Here is a 25,736-nt window from a genome sequence, read left to right as displayed (position 1 = left end):
GCCCGCGATCCTAAAAGCACTAGGCCAAGGCTCGACGCTTGGTGCTGGGGTCATGCCAGATCTCCTGCACGATGCGTCGCTGCCGCACCCGTGCGCATTGGATGACGATGTCCACGCTCAGCTGAGAAAGCTCCACGCCTTCACGCGTGGTCATGCCTTGGCCGGCGGCGCTGCGCTTCATCAACTGAGCGAGTGCCACGAAGGCCATCTGGGCACTGTCGGCATGGACGCTGGTGATCGAGCCCGGATGGCCCGTGTTCACGGAGACGAGGTAGTCATAGACTTCATCGCCGGTTCGCAGTTCGGACAGGAAGATGCGGTCGGGACGCTGGCGCTTGGCGCCAGCCAGGAGCTGCCCAGGCGTCACGATCGCCTGTCCCTGAGCACCCTGGGAGTAGAACAGACGCACGTGATTGGGCTGGTTGCGAAGGGACAGCTCCCTGACGTCTTCGATGGTGATCAGCCGGTCCTCGGGGGGCACTTCGAGGATCAACGCCTTGCTCAGCGTGGTCTTGCCCGAGCCGGTGGCGCCCGACAGCAAGATGTTGCGGCGCAGTTGAACTGCGCGGCGCAGGAAGTCTACGAACCTGCGTTCGCGAAGCAGGCCCGCAAGCTCGCAGTCTTCGAGGCCCGCCGAGCCCGCCTCCGATGCTGCCTTCAATGCCGCTTCGTTGTAGCGTGTCGGCTCAAAAACGCCCATCGATTCAAGTTGATCGAGCGACCACAGTGCACTGGAGGGACGACGGATCGTGATCGAGACGGTCCGTTCGGAGGTCGCCGGCGGCAACACGATCTGTATGCGTTCGCCGCCAGGCAAGGTGGCCGACAACAACGGTTCTTGGGCCGAGACGCGCTGCTTCGTGAAGTTGGCAACGAGCTTGGCGATCGACATGCACCAGTCGAAGCTCGCGAACGCGAGGATCTCGCGTGTCCATCCCGTCTGCCGTTCCACAAAGGCGATTCCCGGTTCGTTGATGCAGATCTCCGTGACCTCGGTGTCCTCGAGCATCGGCATCAGCGGGTCGAGGAACAGCGCCAGCGAGGAGGGCGGCGTTGGCGTGGCTTCTGTCGACGAGCCAGAGAGGTCATCGGCCGCAAGGCAGGCGGGGCGCGAGGCCTCCGCTCCCTCAGGGTTGGGCTGGCGCGACGCGTAGGGCATAGACATCGCGGAAGTCCACGTCCCGGGCCACCAGGATCTGGATGCGTTCGCCTTGGTTCTTGATCACGGTCGGAGGGATCGCAATGGTGCTGCGCAGTACCTCGGTCAGGATGTCGCGGCTGCCTTGGGGACCGATCACCAGCGCACCGCGGTTGGTCAGGCCCGCGCCGCCTTGCTGCTGCGCTGTCAGCGCCTGCATCGTGCCGTCAATGACCGACAGCAACATCGCCGCGCCGAAACGCTCCCAGAAGTGGGTGTCCACGAAACCCGGCAAGCCGTTGCGCCCCAGCTCGTCGGTGCCCGGCGATGCCAGCTGGACCACCACCCCGGTGGGTGTTCTCGCCTCGCTCCAAAGCACGAAAACACGGCCCTGCCCCTGACGGGGCGAGCCGCGCTGCTCACCCACGTACTTCGTGCCGCGCTCGAGCAGCACCACCTTGCCGTCGGCACTGTAGACGTCGCTGGCACCGATGCAGGTGGTGAGACCTTCGTAGGTCGAATCGATCGCGGTCTCCAAGGTGCAATCGATGAACGCGCCCTTGGGCAGAAGAAAACGGCGCGTCGGCAGAACCTGTGCTGTAACGGCGGGGGTGCGGGTCGGCCGGAGACTGCCCTCGAGGCCGGGAGGGCTGGGAGGGGCGGAGGGTGGCGGCTGCAAGGCCCCCAGGATCTGCGCCATGTTGGGTATGCCGCTTGCCGGCGGCACGGCGGGGCCGCCGACGAAAGCGGCCGCTGCTGCGGCTGCGTCAGGCGACGGCGCGTGCCGCATCACGGGCGTTCCGAGCTTGCGCTCGAGCGCAAGCTGGGCCGGTGTCTTTGACGGGGGGCCGCCCGGGGGTGTCGCCGCCGCTGCGGCCGGTGAAGCGCTGGGTGGCGATGCGGAGGCCTGGGGTGGCGTCGGCGGCGGGTCGATCCGGCCCAGCGGCGGCACCTTGGTTTCGCCGCCCGCGCGGGCGGCCGAGGCCTTCTGTGCGGCCAACTGCGCCTCGCGGCCCTTGGCATATTGGGTGCTGTAGTACCAGAACAGGAAGCCGGCACCCAGCAGCAGCATGGTGCCGATCGCCACGAAGCTGCTGATCCTCGACTGGATCGTCCGTTCCCGATTCACGGAGGGAATGGTCCGCTCCCCATCGATCGCATGGCCGCGCTCGGTGTGGGCGGCATGCGTGCGTTCGGCGCGGCGGGGAACGGAATGAAGTTCGCCGGTGTCGGGGTCGACCGCGCCCGCGCGGCGGCTTCCTTCGAGCGCTTCGTTGTCGGCGGATGAATTCGCCGGTGGGTTGAGTCCCGGATTCGGTGCATCGCTCATGGTTGCTCTCCCACGGTTGTGCGTTGCACATCGGGCGCCACCGTCGCGCCGGGCGTGCGCGCGCCGCTTGCGAATGCCTTGTTGACCACGCACCCCACGAGCTGACCCCGGCGCAGCACGAGGCGACGCGCGAGGCGATGGATCACGATCTCGTCGGCGTCGATGTTGAAGTTCAGCAATGACTCCGTGCCGTCGTCGTTCTGAACGAACATGGCCGGCAGTTCAGCCTGGTCGGCGAAACGAAGGCGGATGTGGTGGCCGTCGTCGAAGGCGCGGGTCGGCTTGAGCGACTCACCTCCGCAGAACCAGTAGTCCCAGTTGCGCGTGGCTGCCGTGCGGGTGAGCTTCGCGTCCACCTCAGCGCGCTTGCTCGCCTCTTCGGCAGCGCGCCGCGTGTCGGCCGGATAGTTGAACCGGATCGAGTAGATCATTCGTCGCGCCGCGGCCCCGGCGGGCGCCCGGGCTGAGACGATGTAGTCGAAGTGATAGGTGCGACGGTCGGTGAGGATCGTGAGGTTCGTATTGGCCTGCGCCTCCTTCGGCTTGAGAAAGAGGTGGTTGCGCTGCGCACCCACATCGAAGGAGCCGTTGTCGCCGGAGCCTAGGTTCACGAAGGTCTCGCCTGCGGCGAACTGCAGGTGAATCTGGTAGCCCACGTAGCCATGCAGGCTGATGACGTCTTCCGGGTCGTAGTCGATGGTGCGCACGCGCGCATCGACGTGCCCCTCGGGCGGGATCGTTGCGGCGCGCACCGCCGTGTGGGTGGTGCACAGCCAGCCAAGGATGAGCACCAGCACGATCGCGGGCTGGCGGAAAAATGCAAGACGATGGTTCATCAGCGCGCCTGCTTTGCGGGGGAGAGGGGGACGGCGACGGTCGGTGCGACTTCGGGCTCGCGCCGATACTCGACCACCCTGAAACCCAGGGGATTGAGCGAGCGCCATTTGTCATCCTTCGATGGCGGCACGTAGGCGAACTCGATCGTCGCCACCCAATGGGTCGTCTGCTCGTCGCCCGTGCCACCGGCTCGGGCGTAGCGGCTGAAGCGAACTTGTGCAAGCTTCTCCTTGCCGCTTTCCAGCTTGAGGAAGGTGACCGAACGCACCTGCGCGCGAATGGCCGTGCCGTCCTTGAAGGTGTTGAGAGGCGAGAGCGGATTGTTGGTGGCCCAGGACGCCGCCCAGGCCTGGTTCAGGCGAGGCGAGTTCTGAGAGGCGACCAACTCGTAGTCGGCTTCGGCGGTGGCGTAGAAGTAGCGCTCGCGCGCAATGACATAGTTCTGCAGCAGGTTACGCGTCACGACCTCTTGAATGTCGGTGGTGCCTTCATAGGTCGGCACGATGTCGACGATGCCACTGCTGCTGTCCACGCGAACGATTACGGGCACCGGCTGCTTGAGGGGCGTGAGTCCGGCGACGGCGGCCACGGCGAATACCGCGACGGCCGTGGCGGCCGCGGCCACGACCCAGGCGGTTTTGGCCGACCCTTGGGCGCGACGTGCGCGATCGAGCTCCCAGCTCTGAGCTTCGAGCGTGTAGCGCTCGAGCGCCTCGTCACGATGCATCGGAGCCTCCTGCAGGAAGGGGTGCCGGGGAGCCATTGATGGGTGTGAGGGCGCCTTCGCAGGTCGGAGGACGGGGCGCTCGCGTGCCGCAGCCGCCAAGCGCGAGAGTGAGCAAGAGTGCGACCATGAATCTCACGTGAGAGCTCCTATAAAGTCTTTTCAGAGGGGTCAGGTCCGAGAGGAAGAGGGGTTCATCACTCGGTCTCTGGGCAGGGTGGGGCGCTGCGCGCCTGCACCCCTGCCGGCCAGCGAAGCGATCGACGATCCGACCCGGTTGCCTCCCAGGCGACGGAAGGAGTCCCATCGACTGCCGCGTTCGCCGTGCAGGCCGTCGAGCACGCCGCGGCCGAATTCGTACGCGCTGCGCCTCGTGCCACCGAGTGCCCACTTGGTGAGCCCGCCGACAGCGCTGAAGGAGTTGAGCGCAACGCCACTGGCAAGTCCGGCGGCGATCGGCATCACCTGGCACATCACGAGCAGCACCACCGCAGCGATCAAGGCCATGTTGATGGCATCCACCGTCGTGAGCGCCGCGCCACGTTCCGCGGTTTGAGCGGCGTAGTTCGCAACGACCTGCAGCATGAGCGAGGCGACCATGCTCGCGAGCACCGCGACGAGCGCGTAGTTCGAGAGCTGGGCGACCCATGCCTCGAAGAAGCGCCGTGTCGCTTCGAAGAAGAGCAGGGAGATGAAAATCGGGCCCAGCGCCAGCACGACGGACAGCGCGATCTTCGACAGGGCGAAGAGGAAAAGCGCGTAGACCGCGACGGCGCCGATGATGAGGTAGATGACGGCGCCGGCGATGTAGAAGCCCACATCCCCATTGAGCACACCGCCCCTGCTCCACAGGCTGAATGCGACCTCTCCCCCCTTCTCCCAGATCGTGTCGATGGTCGAGACGGGGTCCGTGGCGCCGACGATCGCTGCCGCGAGTTGGGTCGGGGCGTTGAAGAAGGTGTCGACGATGAGCTCGTTGAAAGCCCACAGCCTCAAAGCCACACCCAGGATGACCGCGATGAAGAAGATCCGCTTGATCCCCTCCAGGATGGGTTCCTGAATCTTGCCGGTGAGCGAAAGGTATCCCCAGATCATCACGTAGAGCGTTGCCAACGTGATCACCGCGGGTTCGACCGCGGTCGCCAGCGCTGCAGACTTCGCGCCCACGAATTCAGTGAGCTGAGAGACGAGCTGCGTCCAAAGCTGCCGAAAGAACATGACTTGGCTCCTGAAGGTTCAAAAATCGTGGGACGCCACTTCGATATCAACCACTGGATGCGCCGACCGGCGTCGTCCGTGGGGTTTTGTGGCCAAGCTCGGTGCGCATGCTGCAAGCGCATCGGGTGATAGCCAGCCCGCTCGCCGCTTGAAAAACCAGCGGCGTCATGCTGAAGTCGTCATGGCGATGCCCACGGCGATGGCGCGCCGAGGCGATGCGTCGAGGGGATGACAGGGGCGGCTGGGGCGGCTAGGGTGTGGGTGTGAATCGCCTGGAAAACTCACCGTGGCCGGACACCACACGCTCTCGGGTTCGCTGGCGAAGCCTCGCCTCGTCGGCCTGCGACACTTGGTAGAGCGCCTGGAGCTTGGTCTGCTCGTTCGTCAGCATGTTCTGCTCCGCCTGGATTCGCGCTTGCAGCTCCTGAATGGCCTTGGGGTCTCGGGCACGCGCGATGGCGGTGATCAGTTGCTGCAGTGCAGAGAACCGTTGGCTGGTGTTCTGAAAAGCCGTTTGGGTCATGCCGTCCAGCAAGGCGGCAGATTGACGACCTTGTTCGACGAGTTGCCTGAGCTCAGGGCTCAGCGCGTCCATCTGCGTCGTCGACAGCACGCTGTTGGCGCTCACGATCGATCGCACCTGCTCCGACAGGCCTGCATAGCCTGGCACAGGCGTGTCGAGCGACTTCCTCAGATCGGCGTAGCTGCTCGGCAAGTAGTTGCGCGCCGCATCGGAGGTCGCAAGAAGCTGCTCCATGCCGCGCGAGCCGCTCATCGACTCGTAGGTCTGCTTGAGCTGCTCCTTGGAGGCCTTGAGCTCGTCGAACTGTTTTTGCATGGCGGAGATCTGCTGTTGCCAGTACATGATCTGCTGGATCAGGTTGGCGATGGCCGCGAAATCGATGACGGGAATCCCCGCACGCGCTTGCAGTGGAGCGAGCAGCGCAGCGCAGGTGACGAGCAAGAGAAGCAGCTTTCTAGGCATGTGGAAACTCCTGGGACGACGGTCGTTGCGAGCCGTGCTGCAGCAGCGCCTCGCGAAAAGGGGTGAGCCACTGAGTGGGGGCGTTGCCATGGCGCTTCATCAGCGCCTGCATGAGCCGGACGTTGCTGGTACGGCCCGAGATGACGCCCAGTGCATCGTCCAGATGCCTGAGGTCCAACTGGGCCACGACGCTGTCGCGGTTCTGCTTGATGAGGAACTGGCGCGATCCGGGCACGAGTTCCTGCTTGACCAGCGCGAACTCACGCTCGGTGAGGTTGAAACCCTCGGTGCAGTCCGCGTGGCTCGCCTCCGGGTTGGGAAAGAGGATCTTGGTGGGCGTCTGCTCCACGATGGCTCGCGCGATGCTCGAGCCCAGCACATGGTGCGTGCTTTGCGTGAAGGTCACGATGTTCGCGTTCTTCTTGCGCCATGTCTCCAGGCCGTTCTTCGCGAAGCTCGCAAATGCGGGGTCGTCCAGCAGCTTGGCGAATTCGTCCATCCAGCACACCAGTGGCCGGCCATCGACCATGCGGTTTACGAGGTGGAAGAGGTACATGGTCAACGGGGCGCGCACCACGTCGTTGTCGAGGAAATCGGTGACGTCGAAGCCGACCAACGCATGAGCCTCGAGCAGTGGCGCGACGACGTCGTGGTCGTTGTCGAACACCCACGCGTAGTCACCGCGCTCCGAGGCGCACCATTTGCGCAGCCGCGCATGGACACCTTCCGGATCGGTGACGTCCAGAAAAGCCAGCAGGCGCGACAAGCGGCGGTAGGGCGGCGCGAGTGCGAGCGTTCCGTGCAGGGCCTGATCCAGGTCGTCTTCCTGTCGCACGCTCAGGAGCTCGTGAGGCGAGCGCATCACGAGGCGGCGCAGCCATTGCCGCAGGAACTCGAGGTTCGTGGGCACCCCTGCGTCGAGCTGCAGCGGGTTGCAGCCGGTGGGAATGCCGTTCTTCAACGGAAGGTACTGGCCTCCCAATGCCCGCACGAGGATGTGGAGGCCCTCGTCTTTGTCGAAGATGATCTGGGTGGCGTCCAGACGGTTGCAGATCGCGACGATGCAAAACCCGAGAAAGGTCGTCTTGCCCGTACCAACGGGCCCGACGCCCGTGACATGGCCCACATCGCGACGGCTGCCACCATCGGGGCTGCGCGGGTCGCTCGCATGCAATGAGAAGTAGTAGGGCGAGCCTGCGCGTGTCGTGAGCATCGCCAGCGCATCGCCCCAAAAGTTTCCGCGCGCGCGACCCGTCGGGAAGTTATGAAAAGGCGACATGGCCGCGAAGTTGCGGCTGGTGATTGGCGCCTTGCGCGTGCGGTAGCCGAAGTTACCCGGCAACTGCGCCCAGAACGCCGCCTCGAGTGCCAGATCCTCGCGTGCGACAACCATCCCGGTGTCGCCAAGCAGGTAGCGGGCCCGCGCAATGTGGTCGTTGAGTTGCTTGAGCCGCGGCACGCCCTCGACAGCGCCCGCGCCTTCCTCGGCATCGGCGAGCACATGCAGGCTGAAGTGATGATCGCCGATGACGAAACGGTTGCTGACCAGGTCATCCAGCGCGTCTGCGAGCTCGTCGGCCTGCGAGACAGCCAGATCGCCTGCGGCCGCCATGCGGTTGTGCTGCCGACGCATCATGTCCACCGCGGTGCCTTTGGCCAGGAACGTGAAGCTCTGCGCGAGGATGAACGGAAAGTCGGCCGTGAGAAGACCGCTGAACATGCCGGGCGCCGTGGGCGTCGGGTACTCCTTGATGCCGAGGAAGGCACCGATGCGGCTTTGCGTCCCCGAGCGGTACTCCATGGCTTCGTTGCCGAAGAAGGGGCGGGATGTGGCCAGTACCTCGTTGAGCGGCGATCGTGGCAGCGGCATGCGCTGCCACTCCCCATTGATCAGCATTGCGAAAAACTCGAGCAGCGAGGAGAACGGTTTGTGTGCGCCCATCGGTCGGTAGATGCCCAGTGGCTCGGGGTCGTAGCGCTCCAGTGAGGCCAGTAACTCCTGGCGAAGCTTGGTGCATGTGTCCAGGGAGTCCTTGAGCTCTGCCAGAGCGCCCTGTGCGTCGGTTCGCTTGAGGAAGGCCAGCGCCGCGTTGCCGACACGGGTGGACTGGGGACGGTAGACGACGGACAGATAGAGCTCGTTGACCATGAGCCGCTCCTCGGCCATCTTGCGGCGGTAGCGCTGCTCGAGCTCATCGGCAAAGCCGGGGACGGTGCGGCCGGCGGGGTAGCCTGTCTCTCGCCTGCGTACGACGTGGGTCCACAGCGCCAGATGTGGTGATGCGATGTTGCGCAGCAGTACGTTCAGGCGTTCATGCCAGTTGTTGAGGTCCTCGTCGTCAGCGCTCTCGAAGCTTGCGCCTCCCAGGCGCAGGGTCTGGACATAGTCTCCTGAGCGCAGGCGAACCACATGGGCATCGACGTGCGAGGAGAAGGGGATCATCGAGGCCGCGCTCGCTTCGCGGCGCAATGTCGATTCAGAACGCGTGGTCAATTGCACAGCGCACCCTCCACGGCGGTGAGCACTTGCACGTGTCGGTCCCGACGGCGGCCGCGGGCACCGGGCAGGGTCAGAGCGAGCGGGCTGTAGGAGTTGGCGCGCCAGAAGCGCAGGTTTCCGTTGAGCGCCGCTGGCAAGCGCGTGCGGCCCCACAACTGCAGCAGATCGAAGAAACGTGGCTCGTAGAGGCATACGAGGTAGAGCACGCCATGGATCGGGACGAAGGCGAGCAGCCAGGCGAGGTTCTTCGTGACGATGAAGGATTCGATGGTCACGACGATGTTGAACATCATGGCGGAGTAGGTCACGCCCCAGACCATGGAGGGCCGGGTCATGCCGACGAACAGAGAGTCGGCCGTGATGCCGTGGTTGCGATGCATGGCCGCCCCTCAGACGCCGAAGAGACCACGGATCCACGAGACGATCTGCGGGCCGCCGAACACCAGCACCGTGCCGATCACCACCGCCACCAGCCACCACCAGCTCAGCCGCCCGAACCAGGCCATCGCGCCCGAGACCATCACCGCGACGGCCGCAATGGGTGTCAGGATCGCAACGAGCTGCTGCTGCGCGGCGTTGGCGCCGGTTGCAAACGGGCTGCCCGCATGCGCCATGAGGGGCCACAGCGCACAGAGGGCGGCGGTCAGCAGCGCGCGCAGGGCAAGCGTTGCTGCTTTCGAACGGTGCATCGCCGGACGATGGACATCGCGAGTGTTGAAGTTCATGTGCCACTTTCTTTGTTTCTCAGGCTGGGCAGGACAGGGGAAAGAGATCCCGCGGGCGGTGGCGCCGACGCGTCCTCGCTGCCGATGCGTCGCTGATACACGTCCCACCAGCGCGCGGGTGCTGCCGCATCCGAGCGGCGCGCGGTGGGCTTCGTGTCGGTCGACCGTGGACTGTCGGCGCTGCGCTGCCGCGGCGCCGACGGGCCTTCTTGAGAGACTGCTGCGAGCTCTCGTTCAAGTGCGACGAGGTCTCCGAGCGCGCGTGCGCGCTCGAGTTCGACCTCCGCCGCGCCCTCGGCATCCGCGGCTTTGAGGCGTGCCGCGTGACGGCGAGTCAGAACCTCGATGGACGCTTTGGTGTTCTGGAGCTCCTGCCTGAGGATGGCGACGCGCTCGCTGTCGCGTGATGCCTGCACGACGGGCAGCACGACGGGCTCGGCGCTGGCGGATAGGCAAGCCAGTGCAGGGAGGAGTGTTCCCAGGAGCATCTTAAGGAGCGCTCCTGGGAACATCTGCAGGCGCTTTCCTTGGCACGTTCCCTGGGGCCTTTCTGGCCATGCCGTCAAGCGCGGTGCCGAAGATGCCTTCGCTACGCGCGTATTGCATCGCATGCAACGCCCGATGGGTCGTTGCACCCCAGGAGGTGGGATCGAGAAGTTGGTGGAGATTTGCATCGGATGCAATGTCAGTGCGCGAGGACCACCGCGCCACTATCAGTTCGGGTAGTCATCGGCCGGGCTCCTCTGATCTCCAATGCGCACCTTTGCCGGCAGGCGTTCTCGACGCCGTCGACCGGCGTCGACGCGCGGGTCCTTTTCGGCCGGCGAACTGCGCTGCATGCCGCGGTGGCTGCGCGCTCGCGTCGAACAAACCTTCGACCAAGGAGATGGCATGGGCAAGGTGGTGGTCTTCAGCAATCAGAAGGGCGGGGTAGGGAAGACCACGCTCGCGGTGCTTTACGCGTTCTGGCAACGCGAGAAGCACGACAGATCCGTGTGCCTCATCGACCTTGACACGCAAGGCAACGCCTCCAAGACGCTGCGTGCATATGCCCAGGGCGTGGGCGCAGCCGGGCTTTTCGCGCAAGAGACAGAGGTGAAAGATCAGCTCGCAGGAAAAGGCCGGCTTTCATTGGCGCCGGCCTCGAGGAACCTTGCAGACGTCGAACTCGCCAAGGCGGAGGTTGCCATCCCGGTGTTTCGCCGAAACGTCGAGGCTCTGAGCTCACTTTTTGATGTGGTGGTCATCGACACGCCACCCGCGCTCGGCTTGCGAATGAGCGCCTCACTGATCGCCGCCACCGATGTGGTCTGTCCGATCGAGTTGGAGGAGTACAGCATCGATGGCGTGACCGACATGCTCAAGACGGTCTTCGGTGTGCGGCAGCGCTACAACCCTCAGCTGCGCCTCGCCGGCATCGTGCTCAATCGCTTCAACCCTCACTCCGTGCGGCAAAAGGTAGCGATGCGGCAACTCGTCCAAAGCTTTGCCGAATACATCGTTCCCGCACACATCTCGACGCGCTCGGCCATTCCGGAAGCGTTGTCGCAGGGTGTGTCGGTCTGGGCGCTGGCCAAGGGCTCGGCACGTGACGCGTGCTTGGAGGTAAGGGAGGTTTTCGAGCTGCTACAGCGTCGCATGGATGCGCAAGACGTGGCATCTTCGGGCATGCCATCATGAAGGACATCAAGCCACTCGACCTCAGCGGGCTCCACAAGTTTCGGGCTTCCGAGCTTCTCGATTCAGCTGGCACCGCAAGTGCGCTGCAAGCGCCCCTGGAGATCGCGCTCGCGTTGATCGATCCCGATCCCGACCAGCCGCGTCGTCGCGTTGGCGAGCAGGCTCTGGTCGAGCTGAGCGAATCGATTCGTGTGCACGGGGTGCTCGAGCCGGTGTCCGTGCGAGTGAACCGGGCTGCAGCTGGACGCTATCTGATCAACCGCGGCGAGCGGCGCGTGCGTGCCGCTCGACAGGCAGGCTTGATCACGGTGCCCGCCTTTCTGGACGATCGAGCGGACCCCTTCGCTCAGGCGGTGGAGAACCTGCATCGCGAGGACATGTCCCCACTGGACCTCGCGCTGTTTGTCCAACTGCGCGAGGCCGAGGGAATGTCGCGCGCGGACATCGCTCGCAGGCTGGCCAAGTCCCGATCTTTCGTCACGGAGGCGGCCGCGCTGAACGATATGCCGTCGCCGCTCAGGCAAGCGATCGACGAAGGGCGCATCGGCCTTGACCTTCGTGGCCTCTACCGACTTGTGACGGCCTGGCGCCGCGCGCCAGAAACGGTGGCGGCCGCCTTTGAGCGGGACTCACCGACCACCCGCGCGGAGGTTGAAGCGATGCTGGCCACGCAGGAAGCGCCAGGGCCTGCTCCGACGGAGAAGGCCGAGCGCTTTGTTGCCCGGGCGACAGCGACGCGCAGCGCGGGCCGTACGGTGCTGGTGGTCGAACACGGCGGGCGCCGGGGGACATTGCGCATCAAAGCCCACGACGCCGACAAGGGCGAGGTGCGCTTTGCCGACGGGAGTCATGTGGCGCTGCCTCTGAGTGAGCTGCGTTTGGTGTGCTGGGCCGCGCAGGAGTAGTGATCGCATCGCAGCGGCTGATTGGCATTCCCTCCGGCGCCAGCCGAAGTAAGCAATTTTCCTGGGGCCGGCAGCGCTCGATCCCCGAGCGGTCGCGTCCCTCAGAAGGTTTGCGCGCCTTGGGCACGCAACGAGCAATGAAGTGTCGTCAGCGAAGGGGCACCAATTGCTTGAGTGCACAGGCAATCCGCGCGTTGCCATCAGATGGCCCGGGCGCTTGCAGGCGTCGAGCCGCCGGGCTCTTTCGCGCGCCGAGCCTCTTTGCAGATACTGCCACCCTGTGCCGAGGTGTTTCGCCCATGCACGACCACACCCAAGTGCCGCATATGCGAGTTGCTCCCAGCCGCAAACCGACGGCGAGTGCTCACGCGCAGCGGCGCGGGCAGCTCAGCCTTGGGGCACAGACCTGGGTCTCTTTCGTCCGATGGAGGCTGAATTCGCTTCCTGTAGTGTTCCTGCCAGCACGAGGCTGGAGCCGGCTCAAGCGCCAAGGACGGCTGAAGGCAGACGAAGCGTGAACTTGGCGCCCAGGCCCAGCCCATCGCTCGATGCGGTGACCGTCCCGCCGTGGAGATGGACCAAACGCTCCACCAACGCCAGCCCGACCCCCAACCCGCCTTTGTCGCCCGCGCGTTTGTCGGAGACTTGCACAAACATGCCGAAGATGGTGGGCAAATCGACAGGGTCGATGCCGATCCCGTCATCGCTCACTTCAATGATCAGGTCAGCTTGCTCTGCCTTGGCAAGAAGCTTGATGTGCCCGCCTTCCGGCGTGTACTTCGCCGCGTTCACCAGCAGGTTGCTCAAGACCTGGATCATTCGACCCGCATCCACGTTGACGAAAACTGGTTCTGTGGGGACATCCAGCTCCAGCTCGTGCCTTCCTCGCTCGATCTCCGACAGGCCAGCCTCCAGGGCGGATGCCAGCAAAGTCTGGAGATCGACAGTGCCTGGTACCACCTCGAGCTTGCCGGCGGATACCTTTGAGGCCTCCGTGAGATCGTCCACCAAGCGTGCCATATGATCGATCTGGCGATCGAACACACCCTTGACCCGCTCGACAGTGGCCCAGTTTTCCTTGGCGAGCTTCAGCAGCTGCGTGCCGCTGCGCATCGCTGAGAGCGGATTGCGCAACTCGTGAGCCAGCATCGCCAGCAGCTCGGTGCGGCGGTTGTGTTCTTGCTCCAGGTCCGAGTGGAGCTGACGTAGCTTGAGCTCGTTCTCATGGAGCCTGAGTGCGACGCCACGGCTCTCTAAAGCCTTGGCAGCAGCTCGCGCGAGGTGCGTTAGAACATCCCTTTGCTGGACGGTCAACTCGCGCGGCTCACGGTCAATCACGCACAGCGTCCCTACGCAGTGGCCATTGGAAAGCACCAGGGGTGCGCCGGCGTAGAAGCGAATGTTCGGTGCGCCAGTGACCAGAGGATTGTCTCGGAACCGAGTGTCGAGAATTGCGTCCGGCACTTCCAGAAACTGCGTTCCGTAAACGGCATGCGCACAGAATGCCGAGCCTCTGTCCGTCTCGGAGGTGTCGGGCAGCCCTACGTTGGCCTTGAACCATTGCCGGTCGCGATCGATCAGACTGATCAGTGAGATTGGTGTGCCACAAATCATAGATGCGACGTTCACCAGTGCGTCGAATTCGGCCTCCGGCGCAGAGTCGAGGACCTGGAGTTCGAGCAATCTGCTAACGCGCTCTTCTTCGTTCACCGGCAATGCGGCAGCAGGCATGTAACACCTTGTTGGCGGGGCGGGGGGAAAGCCTTCAGCACTGAAGGTGGTACGCGTTGATTCGACCTTTTGGGGTGAACCGAGCCGGACGGTAACCGTCTTCAAAGCGCGTGGTAGGGGCGAAGGGCCGGGGTGCAAACGACTTAACGCTCGACACGTTCCGACAGTTGACTCTAAAAATGGAGCGTTGCCCAACGCCGATGCGCAGCGCTGACGGGGTGAGTGGGAAGTTCGTTCAGACGATCTCTCAATGCTGGGGATGATGTCTTCGTCAATTTCGACCGAACGAGGGGGCTGGGCTCGGTATTCTTGATGTCGAGCTACCCCTGGTGGTCTGCTCGGTTGATCGCCGGGATTGTTGCGTACTCCTGACGAATGTAGCGCGGCGGTGCATCGCAAGCGAGCACTTGGCCGGGTTGGATGCGGCGCGGACCTGTTCTTTTCGTCGACGCTCGATCATTGAGTGATCGGCCGCGGCGCATGGAGTTCGACGCCCAGCCGATCAGACCACCCGTCAAACTGCCGCACACAATTGCGGCCTTCGCGCTTGGCGACATACAGCGCGCGATCGGCGCGCGTGAGCATCACGTTGGGAGAGCCTTCTGCGTCAGCCATCGCGGTCGCCACGCCGACGCTGGCGGTCACATGAGCGGCGGGCCACGACGCGTCCTCGATGGCGCGCCGCACCTGCTCGGCGCGTTCCCGCGCCGTCTCGGCGGCCATGCCCGGCATCACTGCGCAGAATTCCTCGCCGCCGAAACGAGCGACAAGACCATCACTGCCGATCTGGTCGCGGATGATCGCCGCGGCCTGCACCAGCACCCGATCTCCGACTGGATGGCCGTGTGCGTCGTTGATGCGCTTGAAGTGATCCAGGTCGATCATCAGCAGGCTCAGCGGCGAACGCTCGCGTGCATGCAGATCCCAGGCCGCGTGCAGTCGCCGATCAAGGTTTCGCCGGTTCCAAAGCGAGGTCAGCGGATCGGTCATGCTCTCGAGCTCCAGCCCGGCCATGGCCTGGCGCAGTTCGAGTTGTGCGACCACCTGCCGTGCCAGCGACTGCAGCGCTTTGCGTTCGGCGGCCGACAGCGCGCGTGGTTCGCGATCAATCACGCAGACGGTGCCGATCGGCAGACCGTCGGTCGTGACCAGCGGTGCCCCTGCGTAGAAGCGGATGCCTGGCTCGCCGGTCACCAGCGGATTGTTGGCGAAGCGGGGATCAACGTGGGCGTCTTGCACTTCGAACACGATGTCCGGTTCAAGGATGGCATGGGCGCAAAACGCGAGCTCGCGCGGCGTCTCGCTCGCCTCCAGTCCCACGCGCGACTTGAACCATTGGCGGTCCTGGTCGATGAGCGAGATGAGCGCGATCGGCGCCTTGCAGACGACCGCCGCGAGTGTCGTCACGTCGTCGTAGGCTTGCTCTGCGGTGGTATCGAGCACCTGGTAGCGGCGCAGCGCCGCGAGGCGTTCGTCTTCGTTGAACGGTTTGGCGGCACCGGTCGTCCGCGGCGCGGTGACGGTGCTGGAGCCCGTGTGATCCGGAGCAGCGGCTTCAGTGTGGTTCAATGTCGATTCCTCATTGCTGGGGCGCGCAGGAGCATACGTCCCCGGTTGATGACTCGCATCGTACAAGCGCCATCGGGCAACCTCAAAACGTTACGGTTCCATCGCCGACTCGCCATCGCAGCAGCGTCAGGCCGAGCGGCCTGGCGCTCGGAGTCTGTCGTGCCGTCGGCCACGGTAGGAAGCGAACTGAGGCTGCAAGCGACCTCAGAAACAGTTGTCGCGGCAGGCAACGAACGACCTCGCGCGTCGGAAGTCTGCATTCGATCCTGCCCTTACGTTCGTCTGCATAGACGGCGTTTTGATTTGATCGATCGACCTGCAGGTGCAGTTTGCTGAGGGGTCACATGAAGTGCTGCCACTTGGTGAGTGCGGCTGGTGTGCTGGGCCGTGCAGGAGCAGTGAATCTCAAGCTGTGCGGCAAGCGCTTGATCCGAAGCAACGAAAACGCGAGACGGATGAAGCGGTGCGTTCTACAGGCTGAAGATTTCTGAGCACACTTGCCAGCTGCCCCAAGGTCAAGCGGTGCGTGTGCAGAAAGCGCGCAGGCGAGTCTTCACGGGAACCTGCAGCGTTGAACTCATTCACTGCGCTCGATGCGAGAGGGCTGCGGTACCGCTTCGGGAGACTCTGACAGGCCGCGTTCGAGTTCCTGCCATGAAACGCAGGAGCCGGTCTTTGGCACGAAGCCGACCTGCAGCCCGAAGATGCTCGCGATCTTTCCCAGCGTGTCGATGGTCGGATTGGTCTTGTCGCTCTCGATGAGCCGAAGACTCTGTACGCTGAGCCCTCGATGTTTGGCGAATTCTGGTTGGGTCAGGCGGCTGATCCGCCGCATGGCAGCCACGGCCTGTCCCACAGACATCCGCCCCGCCGCCATGGCGTCGTAGATCTCTTGGCGCAGCTTGCGCTCGTGTGAGAGATCCGGCGCCTTGCGCCGCTTATCCACGAGGCTTGCTCCGTGCGGTTCTGGGCAGAAGATCGCCCAAGGCGTCCAGTTGCGATGCCTGCGTATCGATACTGCCGCGGCATGCCTCGATGACGGCCCGCTCCACGCCGCATTCCCTGGCCGTATCAGCCAGCGCCGCGACAGTGGGTGCGAAGGCATGGAGCGCATGTGCGATGCGCTCTCTCTCCTGGTCGCTCACTTGAAGCGCGTCTATCACTTCAGTCCAGTTGCGCTGAAGTTTTCCAGCATCGTCGCGCCAGTGACAGCCTCGCGCCACGACCTCCGGATCCAGGAACATGGGGGCGAAGTCGAAGAGGGGTGTCAGCCGAACGGTGCCGTCGACCAGGCGCTGCACGGCTGTGTTGCGTGCATGGTTGTCGGTGTTGCGCATGGCCAGATTCAGCACGTCGCGTCGAATGAATTCCACAGTTTCCGTGAACGGGTCTGACACGACCGAGCGCAAGCCTGAGAGCAGGAAGTGCTGGCTCTTGGGCAAACCGAAACCCCTCAAGTCACAGATGCTTGCGAGGCTTTCCTGGTGCAGTCGTTGCACTTGACCGTCGACGACGACCCGATCGAAACGGCGTACGAACAGGACCTCGCCTTGAAGTTGCGGCGTGCTCGACATTCGCAACCCACACGTAGCAGCGAGACGAAGGTAACCGGCTTCATTGCGAAGGACGGTGCGGTCTGCCTCGCTTCTTCCTCGGGGTAACTTGAGCAACCAGTGTGTGGTGGCGCGTTCGTCGGGCAGTGCCATGTCTGCGAACCAGCGCCCGGCTTCGTCGGTCGTCAGCAGGAACTTCGGGGCGACACCCTGCACGCCGGTGGTGCCTGCGGCAAGCATGGCATGCAGGGACAGATGCTCGAGAAATTCTTCGCTGTGGTTCAGAACCTCTTTCATGGAAAAGCCACGTTGTGCGCCAGGATCAGCGCCGCGTGCGGCCTCCTCGCGGAAGAATTCCATTGCGCTTTCGAATCGCAGACAACCGATCGGATTGAAAGCACCGTTCATGACGAGCGGCAGCAACATGTTTTCGGCGTCTGCCAGACCCAGCCTGTCCAGCAGATACCTGCGGCCTCTGCCTTGTGGCACCAAGTCATAGACAAAGGCCGGCGGGCGGCGATCCGGCTCGCGGCCTGTAGGGCCCTCCACGAATCGGTCGGCTTCGATGCCCACAGGCAGACCCAACGCGACCGGCTGCGGATTCTCCTCGCCGAAAACGTACTCAGGCAGGTACTCGAAACGGCAGCGATCTGCTCCCAACGCCTGGATCGTGGCGGCGGCTTGCCATCGGCCGTTCGCATGCACTTCGATGGTCGTGCCGCGGGCAGCGGATGAGATGGAACGGTCCCGCATATTAACCATCATGATAACTAAAGTCTTGGAAGTTTCAAGTCAATTTAACCATTGAAGTAGATAAAATATGCGTCCACGTTGTCAGACGAGAGCCGAGAAAATCCGGGGGTCAGCAACGTTTCGATGTCCTTCGCAGGGAGAGCTTCGGGCAACTCTGCCGCCGGGGCTTTGTGGGAGCCCGTCTCCGCTGTGGGGCACCCCTGCGCATCGTCACCTTTCTTTCCGGTTCTTCGGCTGCAGGGCGCGGCGACGCGTCGGAGGAGCATTGGAGCATTGGAGCATTGGGGCATTGAAGGTGCGACACCTGGGTACAGATCCGCGACCACGCATCGCTGGTACGGCTGGCGAAGCTTGGTGTCCTTGACCATCCGCGGGAATGCAAACCTCCTGCCGTGATCAAGCATGTCCGTTGACGGTTGTCGCGTCGGGGTGGACGATCGATGGCATCGAGTTCGAGAACAAGGAGCTTATGAGAACGACCGTCACGATCGACGATACGTTGTATGAGGAGGCGCTCAAAGTAGCGGATCCGAGTATGAACAAGGCGGATCTATTCAGGGAAGCGATCAAGACTTTTGTGAGAGTCCAGTCCGCAAAACGGCTTGCGGCGCTTGGGGGACAGATGCCCGAGATCTCCGATGTTCCTCGTCGGGACACGACACCTGTTCATGACGCTGGGGCGAATTGATACCTCGGTTTGAATTGATCATTTTCGCGCGCGGAACTCCGCCTTGGAGCAGCTGCTCGGCGTGGACCAAGTATTGATTCATCCCCTGGTGATAGCGGAGCTCGCATGCGGTACCCCCCCAGAGCGTACGCAGATGCTTGGATATCTCCATCACCCTGCAACATCTGCAGCCAGCCTGCCTGCGCGAAGTGCTCCTCTTCATCGAAAAAGAGCGTCTCTTTGGATGGGGGTGTCGCCTCGTGGACCTGACGCTTGTGGCATCGACGCTGATGACGCCTGGCGCCGAACTGTGGTCTCTAGACAAGCGCCTGAACGATATGACGCAAAGGTTTGCGGTCGGGTACCGACCCGCTGTCCATTGAACGTTGGATTTCCAACATCCCGCGGCGTGCGGATGCGATCGCTGATGAACAGGTGTCGGATTCGACAGATCGTTGAGCAATGCCCTTTGGGCGACCCTGCACGATAGGCAGTGTGCTCGTTGCCCCCTGGTTCCGTCGTTGACTCGCCATGGTCTTGAGGATGCATTTCTAAACAGTGCGAAGCAGCGGCCTGGCTTCGTACCGCAACGCCTCGCGGTGCTCGGGCGCTGCGATCGACACCATGGCCTCCACGCGCTCGCGGATCGTCAGCCCTCGCAGCCGGGCCATGCTGTGCTCGGTGGCGATCACGTCGACATCGCCGCGGGCCGTCGTCACCGGTCCATGGAGCCGGCTGGCGATCTTGGAGCGGCCGTCCTTCCCGGTGGAGGCAGCACGATGATCGAGACCCCACCGTCCGATTGCAATGCGGCGCGCACGAAATCGACCTAGCCCGCGACCGCGCCGATGTGGTCGCCCTCGATGCGGCGTGGCAAGCCTGAAAAGAGCTATCGCTTTGCCTGCGATCTGTTCGACGCGGCGGCTCTAAGCGGAGGGAACGGCATGCTTTTTCGATGCGCCCTTGGCGACCGCATCGACATACACATTTCCACCGCTGGAGATGTGCATCGACATGGCGCGGTCGGCGCCGTCTTCGTCCCCATTCAGGATCGCCTGCACGATCGCTCGGTGTTCGACCATCGAGTTGCGCACCCGGTTGGGCCGGTCGAACAGCGAGCGCTGTGGATGCCGCATGCGCAGGCGCATGAGCCGCAACTGGCGCGCGAGCACCTCGTTAAGGCTGCCGTCGTAGACGGTCTCGTGGAACCAGCGGTTGGCGCGCTCGTATGCGACCGGATCGTCCTGGGCCGCGGCCTCCTCGCAGGCCCGGATCGAGGCCTCGAGGTCCTTGCGCAGCGCCGCGGGCATGCGGCGCGCCGACAGGCGTGCGGCCAGGCCTTCCAGCTCGGTGAGCATCTCGAGCATCGCGACGTACTCCGTGAGCGAGAGCGTCGCGACCACGGCGCCGTGGCGCGGCACGATGTCGACCAGGCCAGCGGTCGCCAGCTGCTGCAGCGCTTCGCGCGCGGGCGTGCGCGAGACGTTGAAGCGCTCCATCAGTTCCTGCTCGTCGAGGCGGCAGCCTGCGTAGAGCTTGCCGGAAACGATTTCGTCCTCGAGGGCTTCGCGAATCTTGTCGCTGAGGTTGACGCGGGAAGTGGTGGCCATGTTGTGTCGCCCGGATGATAGTACGCGGGCCTGGTGCGTCGGTCTCGCTTCAGTGGCCGGCCGTGCTGGCGTGTTCGCGTTGCTGAAGCACCTCGCCGAAGGCCTGCAGCCGCGCGGCCGCGAAGGCCGGCCGTTGCCGCACGGCCTCCCACCAGGCATGCACGCGCGGGCTGGCCGTCGCGTCCAGCGCCTCAGGCGCGATCTCGGCGATGCGGGCGATGAAGGGCACGGCGGCGATGTCGGCCAGCGAGTAGTGCTCGCCGATCAGCCAGGTCGAAGGTGCGAGCGACGCCGAGCCGGCGAGCATGGCCTCCATCTTATCGACGAGCAGCAGCAGCTTGCGCCGGGCCTCGGACTTCTCCTCGTCGGAATAGGGCTGGCGCGCGATCCGGACCCAGGCTTCGCGCCGCTCGGCCGTGGGGATGCGGGCGATCTTCTGCTGCAGTTCCTCATCGCTCCACTGCCGGGCCATCGGCTGCAGCATCAGGCTCCAGTTGAGGATCAGCAGGTTCGGCAGCGCCTTCTCGTCAGTCCAGCGCACGAAGTTGCGCAACTGGGCGAGCGCGTAGGGGTCGACGGGACGCAGGGGCGGCATGGGCTGGATGTCGTCGAGGAACTCGCAGATGGTCGAGCTCTCGTGAAGAAAGCGACCGGGCGCGATCTCCAGCGCGGGCACCACGCCGTTCGGGTTCATCGCGAGAAATGCCGGGGCGTGCTGCTCCTGCTTGCCGAGATCGACAGCGACGCTTTCATAGTCGATCTGCTTCTCGGCCAGGCACAGGCGCACGCGGCGCGAGGCGCTGGACAGCCAGGCATGAAAAAGTCGCATGGCGGTCGTCCTCTCCTTCAGGGAATGAGCACGGTCGCGCCGGTGGTGGCGCGGCCTTCGAGTTGGCGGTGGGCGCGCCGCACGTCGGCCAGCGCATAGCGGTGACCGACCTCCAGCCGCACCTGCCCCTCGGTCAGGGCGCCGAAAAAGGCCCGCGCCGCATCGCGCAGTTCCTGGGGATCGGCGATGAAGCTGCGCAGGGTCGGACGGCACACGCTCAGCGACTTCGCGTGGAGCAGCTGCAGGTCGAAGGCCTCGACGTCGCCCGAGGCGGTGCCGTAGCTGATCACGATGCCGCGCGGACGCGTGCATTGCAGCGAGGGCAGGAAGACGTCCTTGCCGACCGCGTCGTAGACCACGTCGACGCCCGCGCCACCGGTGAGCGCCAGGGCGCGTGCCGCGAAGTCTTCGCGGCGGTAGTCGATCGCATGGTGGCAGCCGTGCGACAGCGCGACGCGCGCCTTCTCGGGCGAGCCCACGGTGCCGATCACGGTCGCGCCGAGCGCGCGCGCCCATTGCGACAGGATCACGCCCATACCGCCGGCGGCCGCATGCACGAGCACGGTCTGGCCGGGTCGCACCACGTGCAGCCGTCGCAGCAGGTACTCGGCGGTGAGACCGCGCAGCAAGGTGGCGCCGGCCAGTTCCTGGGACACCGTGTCTGGCAGCGGCACCACGCGGTGCGCCGGGAGGTTGCGCGTCACCTGGTAGGCGCCGGCATGGACGTACGCCACCGCCTGCCCGCGCGCGAAACCCGTCACGCCCGCGCCGATCGCCTCGACCACGCCCGCGCCCTGCGCGCCCAGCGTGATCGGGAACGGGGTCGCCGCGTGCGGGCCGTGCGAACCGCGGCGCTGGTAGATGTCGGCGAAGTTCAGCCCGATGGCGCTCTGGCGGATCTGCAGCTCGCCCGCGGCGGGCGGCGGCACCTCGACCACGGTGTCCGACAGGACCTCGGCATCGCCGTGGAGATGGATGTGAATGGCGACGCTTTGTGTCATGGACCGCGATTAGACGGCTGCACTCGCCATCAATGGATTCATACAAACACCTAGTGTATTTATTGTTTGATGTTGTGCATACTTTGTTGGCCGACGCCGATCGGTCCCGATTCAAGGAGACATCCATGCAGTTGCGCAGACGAGAGTTCGGCCTCCTGGCCGCCGGTGCCCTGGCCGCCCCCTATGTCGTGCGAGCCCAGCCCATCAACCTGGCCACGCTGCACGAGGCGGCACGCAAGGAGGGTGAGCTCACCTGGTACACGGTCCCGCAGACCTCCGAGGTGGCCGAGAAGATGGGGCGAACTTTCAGCACCCGCTATCCGGGCGTGAAGGTCAACGTCGTGCGCACCACCGCCCAGGTGGCGTTCCAGCGCCTGAACCAGGACCTGAAGGCCGGCACGCCCAACTGCGACGTGTTCACCTCCACCGATCTCGCGCACTACGTCGACCTCAAGGGCCGCAACCTGCTGCTGAAGTACCTGCCGGCCGCGGTGGCGCGGCAGGACAAGCGGGTGCAGAACATGGACCCGGATGCGTACTTCCACGCTTCCAGCTGTTTCATGATGGGCCTGATCTACAACACGCAGAAGGTGCAGGCCGCAGCCGCGCCCAAGAGCTGGAACGACCTGCTCGATGCGAAGTGGAGCGGTGCCGCGCTGGTGGCGCACCCGGCCTACAGCGGCGCGGCAGGTGCCTGGTGCATCGAGATGCGCAAACTCTTCGGCGAGGGCTGGTTCGCCAAGCTCGCGGCCGCCAAGGCGCACGTGAGCCGCTCCACCATCGATGCGGTGACCACCGTGATCTCCGGCGAGGCGTCGATCTCGGCCGGCCCGATGAGCCTGGCCGCGCGCTCGGCCTCGCGCGGCAACCCCGTGGCCACGCTGGCGCCGAAAGAGGGCCCGGTGCTGATCCTTTCGCCGTCGGCGATCATGGCCAACACCCGGCGGCCGAACGCCTCGCGGCTGTTCATGGAATGGCTGCTCGGCAGCGAGGACACGGAGCGCATCTCGGTCGAGGAATTCAGCGTGCCGCTGCGCGCCAATGCCAAGCCTGCGCCCGGCGTGCTCGGCCTGAGTGACGCGAGCCCGCTGCTGGCGCCCACGCCGCCGCAGATGGTGGCGCAGATTCCCAAGGTGATCGAGCTCTGGCGGGATGCCTTCGGTGTCTAAGGCCGCCGTCCTCGCGCTGCCGCTGGCGCGCCGCACGCCGCATCGCCTGGGCGACCCGGCGATCTGGTTCTTCGCCGTGCTGATCGCGGTGCTGTTGCTGCTGGTGGCCAATCCGATCCTGCGGCTGGTGTGGGACAGCTTCCATACCGCCGAGGGCCAATGGTCGCTGCAGAGCTACGCCCAGGCACTCGGCCGCAGCCGCAACCTGCAGGCGCTGCTCAATTCGCTCTATCTCGGCGCGGCGGTCACCGCGCTGGCGTTGCTGCTGGGCGTGCCGCTGGCGCTCGCGGTCTCGCGCACCAACATGCCGGGCCGAGGCTTCACGCACCTGAGCGTGCTCGCGGCCTTCGTGATGCCCAACTTCCTCGGCGCCATCGCCTGGATCCTGCTCGCGGGCCCGAACGCGGGTTGGCTCAACCGACTGGTGGTCGAACTCCTGGGCACCGCCAAGGGGCCGTTCAACATCTTCAGCTTCTGGGGTCTGGCTTTCGTCATCGCGCTGTACACCTACCCGCTGATCTACGTGTTCACGAAGTCGGCGCTCGACCTGGTGTCGACCGAGCTCGAGGATGCGGCATCGATCCATGGCGCCGGCAAGTTCCAGACCATGGCGCGGGTGACGCTGCCGCTGGTGCTGCCCTCGATCGTGGGCGCGGCGATCCTGATCTTTCTCGAGGCGATCGCACTCTACGGAACGCCGGCGCTGATCGCGATTCCCGCGCGCATCAACCTCGCGACGACGCAGATCGTCTCGTTCTTCCAGTATCCGCTGCAGGTGGAGCGCGCGGCGGCCTTCTCGATGCCGATCCTGCTGTTGACCATCGTGCTGCTGATGCTGCAGCGCAGGCTGCTCGCGCGTCGCGGCTACGTGTCGGTGTCGGGCAAGGGCGGCGAGCGCCGGCCCTTCGATATCGGCCCATGGAAGTGGCTGCTGCTGGGCTATTCGGTGCTGGTCGCGCTGCTCACGGTGATCCTGCCGCTGGCCATCCTGATCCTTGCGTCGCTGTCCAAGGCCTGGGGCCGCGGGCTGTCGCTGGAAAACCTGACGCTGGCGAACTTCCACAGCATCTTCTTCGAGCAGCTGACCGTGCGCGCGGCCATCCTCAACACCGTGCTGTACTCCGGCGCCACCGCGCTGGTGTGCGTGGGCATGGGCATCTGCATCGCCTACGCCACGCAGCGGCGCATCACCCCTTTTCCCACCTTCGTGCAGTTCATGGCGCTGGCACCGGTTGCAGTCCCGGGGTTGATCCTGGCCATCGGTCTCTATGCGGCATACGCCGGGCCGCCGTTCAGCCTCTACGGCATGGGCGTGCTGATCGTGATCGCCTTCACCACGCGCTTCCTGCCGATCTCGCTGGCGGCGAGTTCGGCCGGCGTGCGCGCCCTCAACCCGGAGCTCGAGGAGGCGGTGCGCATCCTCGGCGGCGGACGCCTCACGGTGCTCACGCAGGTGGTGGCGCCGCTGCTCAAGAAGACGCTCGTCGGGGCCTTCATCCTGGTGTTCGTCATCTGCACGAAGGAGTTGTCGACCGCGGTCTTCCTCACCGGTCCCGAATCGCGCGTGGTATCGGTGCTGACGCTCGACCTCAGCGAACAGGGCAACTACGAGACGCTCGCCGCGATGGGCGTGGTGCTGGTGGTGATCGTGACCATCGTCGTGGGGATCGGCATGAAGCTCGCGGGGCGCGACTTCATGCTGCGCCGCTCCTGAACCCGCATGCACCCAAGAGAGAAGCAACGCATGTCCAAACTCGAACTCAGGAACCTCAGCAAGCGCTACGGCGCGACGCCGGTGGTCGATGCGGTCTCGCTGCAGCTGCAGCGCGGCGAACTGGTCACGCTGCTGGGCCCCTCGGGCTGCGGCAAGACCACCACGCTGCGCATGATCGCGGGCTTCATCGAGCCGTCGGATGGCACGATCGTGGTCGACGGTGCCGAGATCTCGTCGCCCGTGCGCTCGGTGTCGCCCGAGCACCGCGGCATGTCGATGATCTTTCAGAGCTACGCGATCTGGCCGAACATGACGGTGGCGCAGAACGTGGGCTTCGGCCTGCGGGTGCGCAAGACCGCCGATGCGGAGATCGCGCGGCGCGTGGCGGAGATGCTCGACGTGGTCAAGCTCGGCGCCCTCGCGCAGCGCTATCCGGCCGAGCTCTCGGGCGGACAGCAGCAGCGCGTGGCGCTGGCGCGCGCGATGATCGTGCGGCCCGAAGTGCTGCTGCTCGACGAGCCGCTGTCCAATCTCGACGCGAATCTGCGCGAGGAGATGGCCACGGAGATCCGCCGGCTGCACGACCAGTTCCACTTCACCACGGTCTACGTGACGCACGACCAGGCCGAGGCGATGGCGATCTCCGACCGCATCGCGGTGCTGCATCAGGGCCGGCTCGAGCAGATCGACACCCCGTGGAACCTCTACAACCGCCCGCGAACGCCCTTCGTCGCGGGCTTCATCGGCAAGACCAACCTGGTCGAGGGTGAGCTCGACGGCGACCGCCTGCGGCTCGACGGGCTGGCGGCGGGCTTCGCGCTGCCCGGGGGCACGGCCGGCGGTGCCCGCCTGCTGGCCTCGATCCGGCCCCAGTCGCTGTACCTCGATGTCGCGCCCTCGGGCGCGGTGGCGCTGGGCGACGTCTCGGTCGTCGGACGCACCTACCTCGGCGAGTACTGGAACTACCTGGTGCGCCCGAGCGGAGGCGGAGCGTCGCTCAAGGTGCACGCGGCGCCGTCCACGGTGCTCGAGATCGGCCAGCGCTCGACGATCTATGTCGACCCCGGCGCCGTGGCCGCCATCCAGTGATGCATCCAC

At 65.0% G+C, this 25,736-nt stretch carries 25 protein-coding genes; 7 read left to right on the top strand and 18 right to left on the bottom strand.

Features of this window, described 5'->3' with window-relative positions:
- Window positions 1-19: 19 nt before the first annotated feature.
- From virB11 to AC07RV_RS18040, 10 genes are all read right to left on the bottom strand, one after another.
- Complete coding sequence (gene virB11 / locus AC07RV_RS18085; RefSeq protein ID WP_281076892.1) at window positions 20-1,165, bottom strand: P-type DNA transfer ATPase VirB11; 1,146 nt, start codon at window positions 1,163-1,165, stop codon at window positions 20-22.
- The gene (virB10, locus tag AC07RV_RS18080) at window positions 1,128-2,468 is read right to left on the bottom strand and encodes a type IV secretion system protein VirB10 (RefSeq protein ID WP_492713862.1); all 1,341 of its coding nucleotides are present in this window, start codon (window positions 2,466-2,468) and stop codon (window positions 1,128-1,130) included. Before virB10 ends, virB11 begins: the two co-directional genes overlap by 38 nt.
- Window positions 2,465-3,304, bottom strand: a complete 840-nt coding sequence (locus AC07RV_RS18075) for a TrbG/VirB9 family P-type conjugative transfer protein (RefSeq protein ID WP_492713860.1) — start codon at window positions 3,302-3,304, stop codon at window positions 2,465-2,467. Before AC07RV_RS18075 ends, virB10 begins: the two co-directional genes overlap by 4 nt.
- Window positions 3,304-4,032 (bottom strand): VirB8 family type IV secretion system protein, encoded by a 729-nt coding sequence (locus AC07RV_RS18070; RefSeq protein WP_208507269.1) that lies wholly within the window; start codon window positions 4,030-4,032, stop codon window positions 3,304-3,306. The genes AC07RV_RS18075 and AC07RV_RS18070 overlap by 1 nt, the downstream gene beginning before the upstream one ends.
- 168 nt (window positions 4,033-4,200) lie before the next feature.
- Complete coding sequence (locus tag AC07RV_RS18065) at window positions 4,201-5,247, bottom strand: TrbL/VirB6 family protein (protein WP_208507270.1); 1,047 nt, start codon at window positions 5,245-5,247, stop codon at window positions 4,201-4,203.
- 250 nt (window positions 5,248-5,497) lie between these two features.
- Window positions 5,498-6,232, bottom strand: coding sequence for a TrbJ/VirB5 family protein (locus AC07RV_RS18060; protein WP_208507271.1), 735 nt, complete (start codon window positions 6,230-6,232; stop codon window positions 5,498-5,500).
- Window positions 6,225-8,732 carry a VirB4 family type IV secretion/conjugal transfer ATPase gene (locus AC07RV_RS18055; RefSeq protein ID WP_492713857.1) on the bottom strand — a complete coding sequence of 836 codons (2,508 nt, stop codon included), beginning with the start codon at window positions 8,730-8,732 and terminating at the stop codon, window positions 6,225-6,227. The genes AC07RV_RS18060 and AC07RV_RS18055 overlap by 8 nt, the downstream gene beginning before the upstream one ends.
- Window positions 8,723-9,112 carry a VirB3 family type IV secretion system protein gene (locus AC07RV_RS18050; RefSeq protein WP_208507273.1) on the bottom strand — a complete coding sequence of 130 codons (390 nt, stop codon included), beginning with the start codon at window positions 9,110-9,112 and terminating at the stop codon, window positions 8,723-8,725. Before AC07RV_RS18050 ends, AC07RV_RS18055 begins: the two co-directional genes overlap by 10 nt.
- Before the next feature lie 9 nt (window positions 9,113-9,121).
- Window positions 9,122-9,457, bottom strand: a complete 336-nt coding sequence (locus tag AC07RV_RS18045; protein ID WP_281076894.1) for a TrbC/VirB2 family protein — start codon at window positions 9,455-9,457, stop codon at window positions 9,122-9,124.
- Window positions 9,454-9,885, bottom strand: a complete 432-nt coding sequence (locus AC07RV_RS18040; RefSeq protein ID WP_492713854.1) for a hypothetical protein — start codon at window positions 9,883-9,885, stop codon at window positions 9,454-9,456. Before AC07RV_RS18040 ends, AC07RV_RS18045 begins: the two co-directional genes overlap by 4 nt.
- Window positions 9,886-10,348: 463 nt before the next feature.
- Here AC07RV_RS18040 and AC07RV_RS18035 point away from each other — a divergent pair, with 463 nt between their 5' ends.
- The gene (locus AC07RV_RS18035; protein WP_208507275.1) at window positions 10,349-11,137 is read left to right on the top strand and encodes a ParA family protein; all 789 of its coding nucleotides are present in this window, start codon (window positions 10,349-10,351) and stop codon (window positions 11,135-11,137) included.
- Window positions 11,134-12,042 carry a ParB/RepB/Spo0J family partition protein gene (locus AC07RV_RS18030; RefSeq protein WP_492713851.1) on the top strand — a complete coding sequence of 303 codons (909 nt, stop codon included), beginning with the start codon at window positions 11,134-11,136 and terminating at the stop codon, window positions 12,040-12,042. Before AC07RV_RS18035 ends, AC07RV_RS18030 begins: the two co-directional genes overlap by 4 nt.
- A 480-nt stretch (window positions 12,043-12,522) precedes the next feature.
- Here the strand turns inward: AC07RV_RS18030 and AC07RV_RS18025 are convergent, their stop codons facing one another.
- From AC07RV_RS18025 to AC07RV_RS18010, 4 genes are all read right to left on the bottom strand, one after another.
- Complete coding sequence (locus AC07RV_RS18025; RefSeq protein ID WP_208507277.1) at window positions 12,523-13,773, bottom strand: GAF domain-containing sensor histidine kinase; 1,251 nt, start codon at window positions 13,771-13,773, stop codon at window positions 12,523-12,525.
- 456 nt (window positions 13,774-14,229) lie between these two features.
- Entirely contained in the window at window positions 14,230-15,342 is a 1,113-nt protein-coding gene (locus tag AC07RV_RS18020) for a GGDEF domain-containing protein (RefSeq protein WP_492713849.1), read from the bottom strand.
- Window positions 15,343-15,919: 577 nt separating this feature from the next.
- Window positions 15,920-16,288, bottom strand: coding sequence for a helix-turn-helix domain-containing protein (locus AC07RV_RS18015; RefSeq protein WP_408908172.1), 369 nt, complete (start codon window positions 16,286-16,288; stop codon window positions 15,920-15,922).
- Window positions 16,281-17,648: a type II toxin-antitoxin system HipA family toxin gene (locus AC07RV_RS18010; protein ID WP_492713846.1), complete on the bottom strand. Its 1,368-nt coding sequence runs from the start codon at window positions 17,646-17,648 to the stop codon at window positions 16,281-16,283. The genes AC07RV_RS18015 and AC07RV_RS18010 overlap by 8 nt, the downstream gene beginning before the upstream one ends.
- 469 nt (window positions 17,649-18,117) lie before the next feature.
- On the opposite strand from AC07RV_RS18010, the gene AC07RV_RS18005 reads away from it, so the two are divergent.
- Window positions 18,118-18,336 (top strand): type II toxin-antitoxin system VapB family antitoxin, encoded by a 219-nt coding sequence (locus tag AC07RV_RS18005; protein ID WP_208507392.1) that lies wholly within the window; start codon window positions 18,118-18,120, stop codon window positions 18,334-18,336.
- Between the two features lie 137 nt (window positions 18,337-18,473).
- Window positions 18,474-18,698 (top strand): hypothetical protein, encoded by a 225-nt coding sequence (locus AC07RV_RS18000; protein WP_492713844.1) that lies wholly within the window; start codon window positions 18,474-18,476, stop codon window positions 18,696-18,698.
- Between the two features lie 168 nt (window positions 18,699-18,866).
- On the opposite strand, the gene AC07RV_RS17995 is transcribed toward AC07RV_RS18000, so the two are convergent.
- The 4 genes from AC07RV_RS17995 to AC07RV_RS17980 form a co-directional block, all read right to left on the bottom strand.
- Window positions 18,867-19,118, bottom strand: a complete 252-nt coding sequence (locus AC07RV_RS17995; RefSeq protein ID WP_492713977.1) for an acetyl-CoA hydrolase/transferase C-terminal domain-containing protein — start codon at window positions 19,116-19,118, stop codon at window positions 18,867-18,869.
- Window positions 19,119-19,241: 123 nt separating this feature from the next.
- Window positions 19,242-19,925: a GntR family transcriptional regulator gene (locus tag AC07RV_RS17990; RefSeq protein ID WP_208507280.1), complete on the bottom strand. Its 684-nt coding sequence runs from the start codon at window positions 19,923-19,925 to the stop codon at window positions 19,242-19,244.
- Window positions 19,926-19,974: 49 nt separating this feature from the next.
- Window positions 19,975-20,754: a glutathione S-transferase family protein gene (locus AC07RV_RS17985; RefSeq protein WP_208507281.1), complete on the bottom strand. Its 780-nt coding sequence runs from the start codon at window positions 20,752-20,754 to the stop codon at window positions 19,975-19,977.
- A gap of 17 nt (window positions 20,755-20,771) precedes the next feature.
- Window positions 20,772-21,755: a quinone oxidoreductase family protein gene (locus AC07RV_RS17980; RefSeq protein WP_208507282.1), complete on the bottom strand. Its 984-nt coding sequence runs from the start codon at window positions 21,753-21,755 to the stop codon at window positions 20,772-20,774.
- A gap of 125 nt (window positions 21,756-21,880) precedes the next feature.
- On the opposite strand from AC07RV_RS17980, the gene AC07RV_RS17975 reads away from it, so the two are divergent.
- From AC07RV_RS17975 to AC07RV_RS17965, 3 genes are read left to right on the top strand one after another with little or no spacing between them, the layout of a single operon-like run.
- The gene (locus AC07RV_RS17975; protein WP_208507283.1) at window positions 21,881-22,924 is read left to right on the top strand and encodes an ABC transporter substrate-binding protein; all 1,044 of its coding nucleotides are present in this window, start codon (window positions 21,881-21,883) and stop codon (window positions 22,922-22,924) included.
- Window positions 22,908-24,638: an ABC transporter permease gene (locus AC07RV_RS17970; RefSeq protein WP_492713840.1), complete on the top strand. Its 1,731-nt coding sequence runs from the start codon at window positions 22,908-22,910 to the stop codon at window positions 24,636-24,638. The genes AC07RV_RS17975 and AC07RV_RS17970 overlap by 17 nt, the downstream gene beginning before the upstream one ends.
- Window positions 24,639-24,668: 30 nt before the next feature.
- On the top strand, window positions 24,669-25,727 hold the full coding sequence (locus AC07RV_RS17965; RefSeq protein WP_208507284.1) for an ABC transporter ATP-binding protein: 1,059 nt from the start codon (window positions 24,669-24,671) through the stop codon (window positions 25,725-25,727).
- The last annotated feature ends 9 nt before the right edge of the window (window positions 25,728-25,736 follow it).

The organism is Variovorax sp. GW821-FHT09B01 (assembly GCF_059418345.1).
This window is presented reverse-complemented; position numbering and strand designations above follow the sequence as displayed.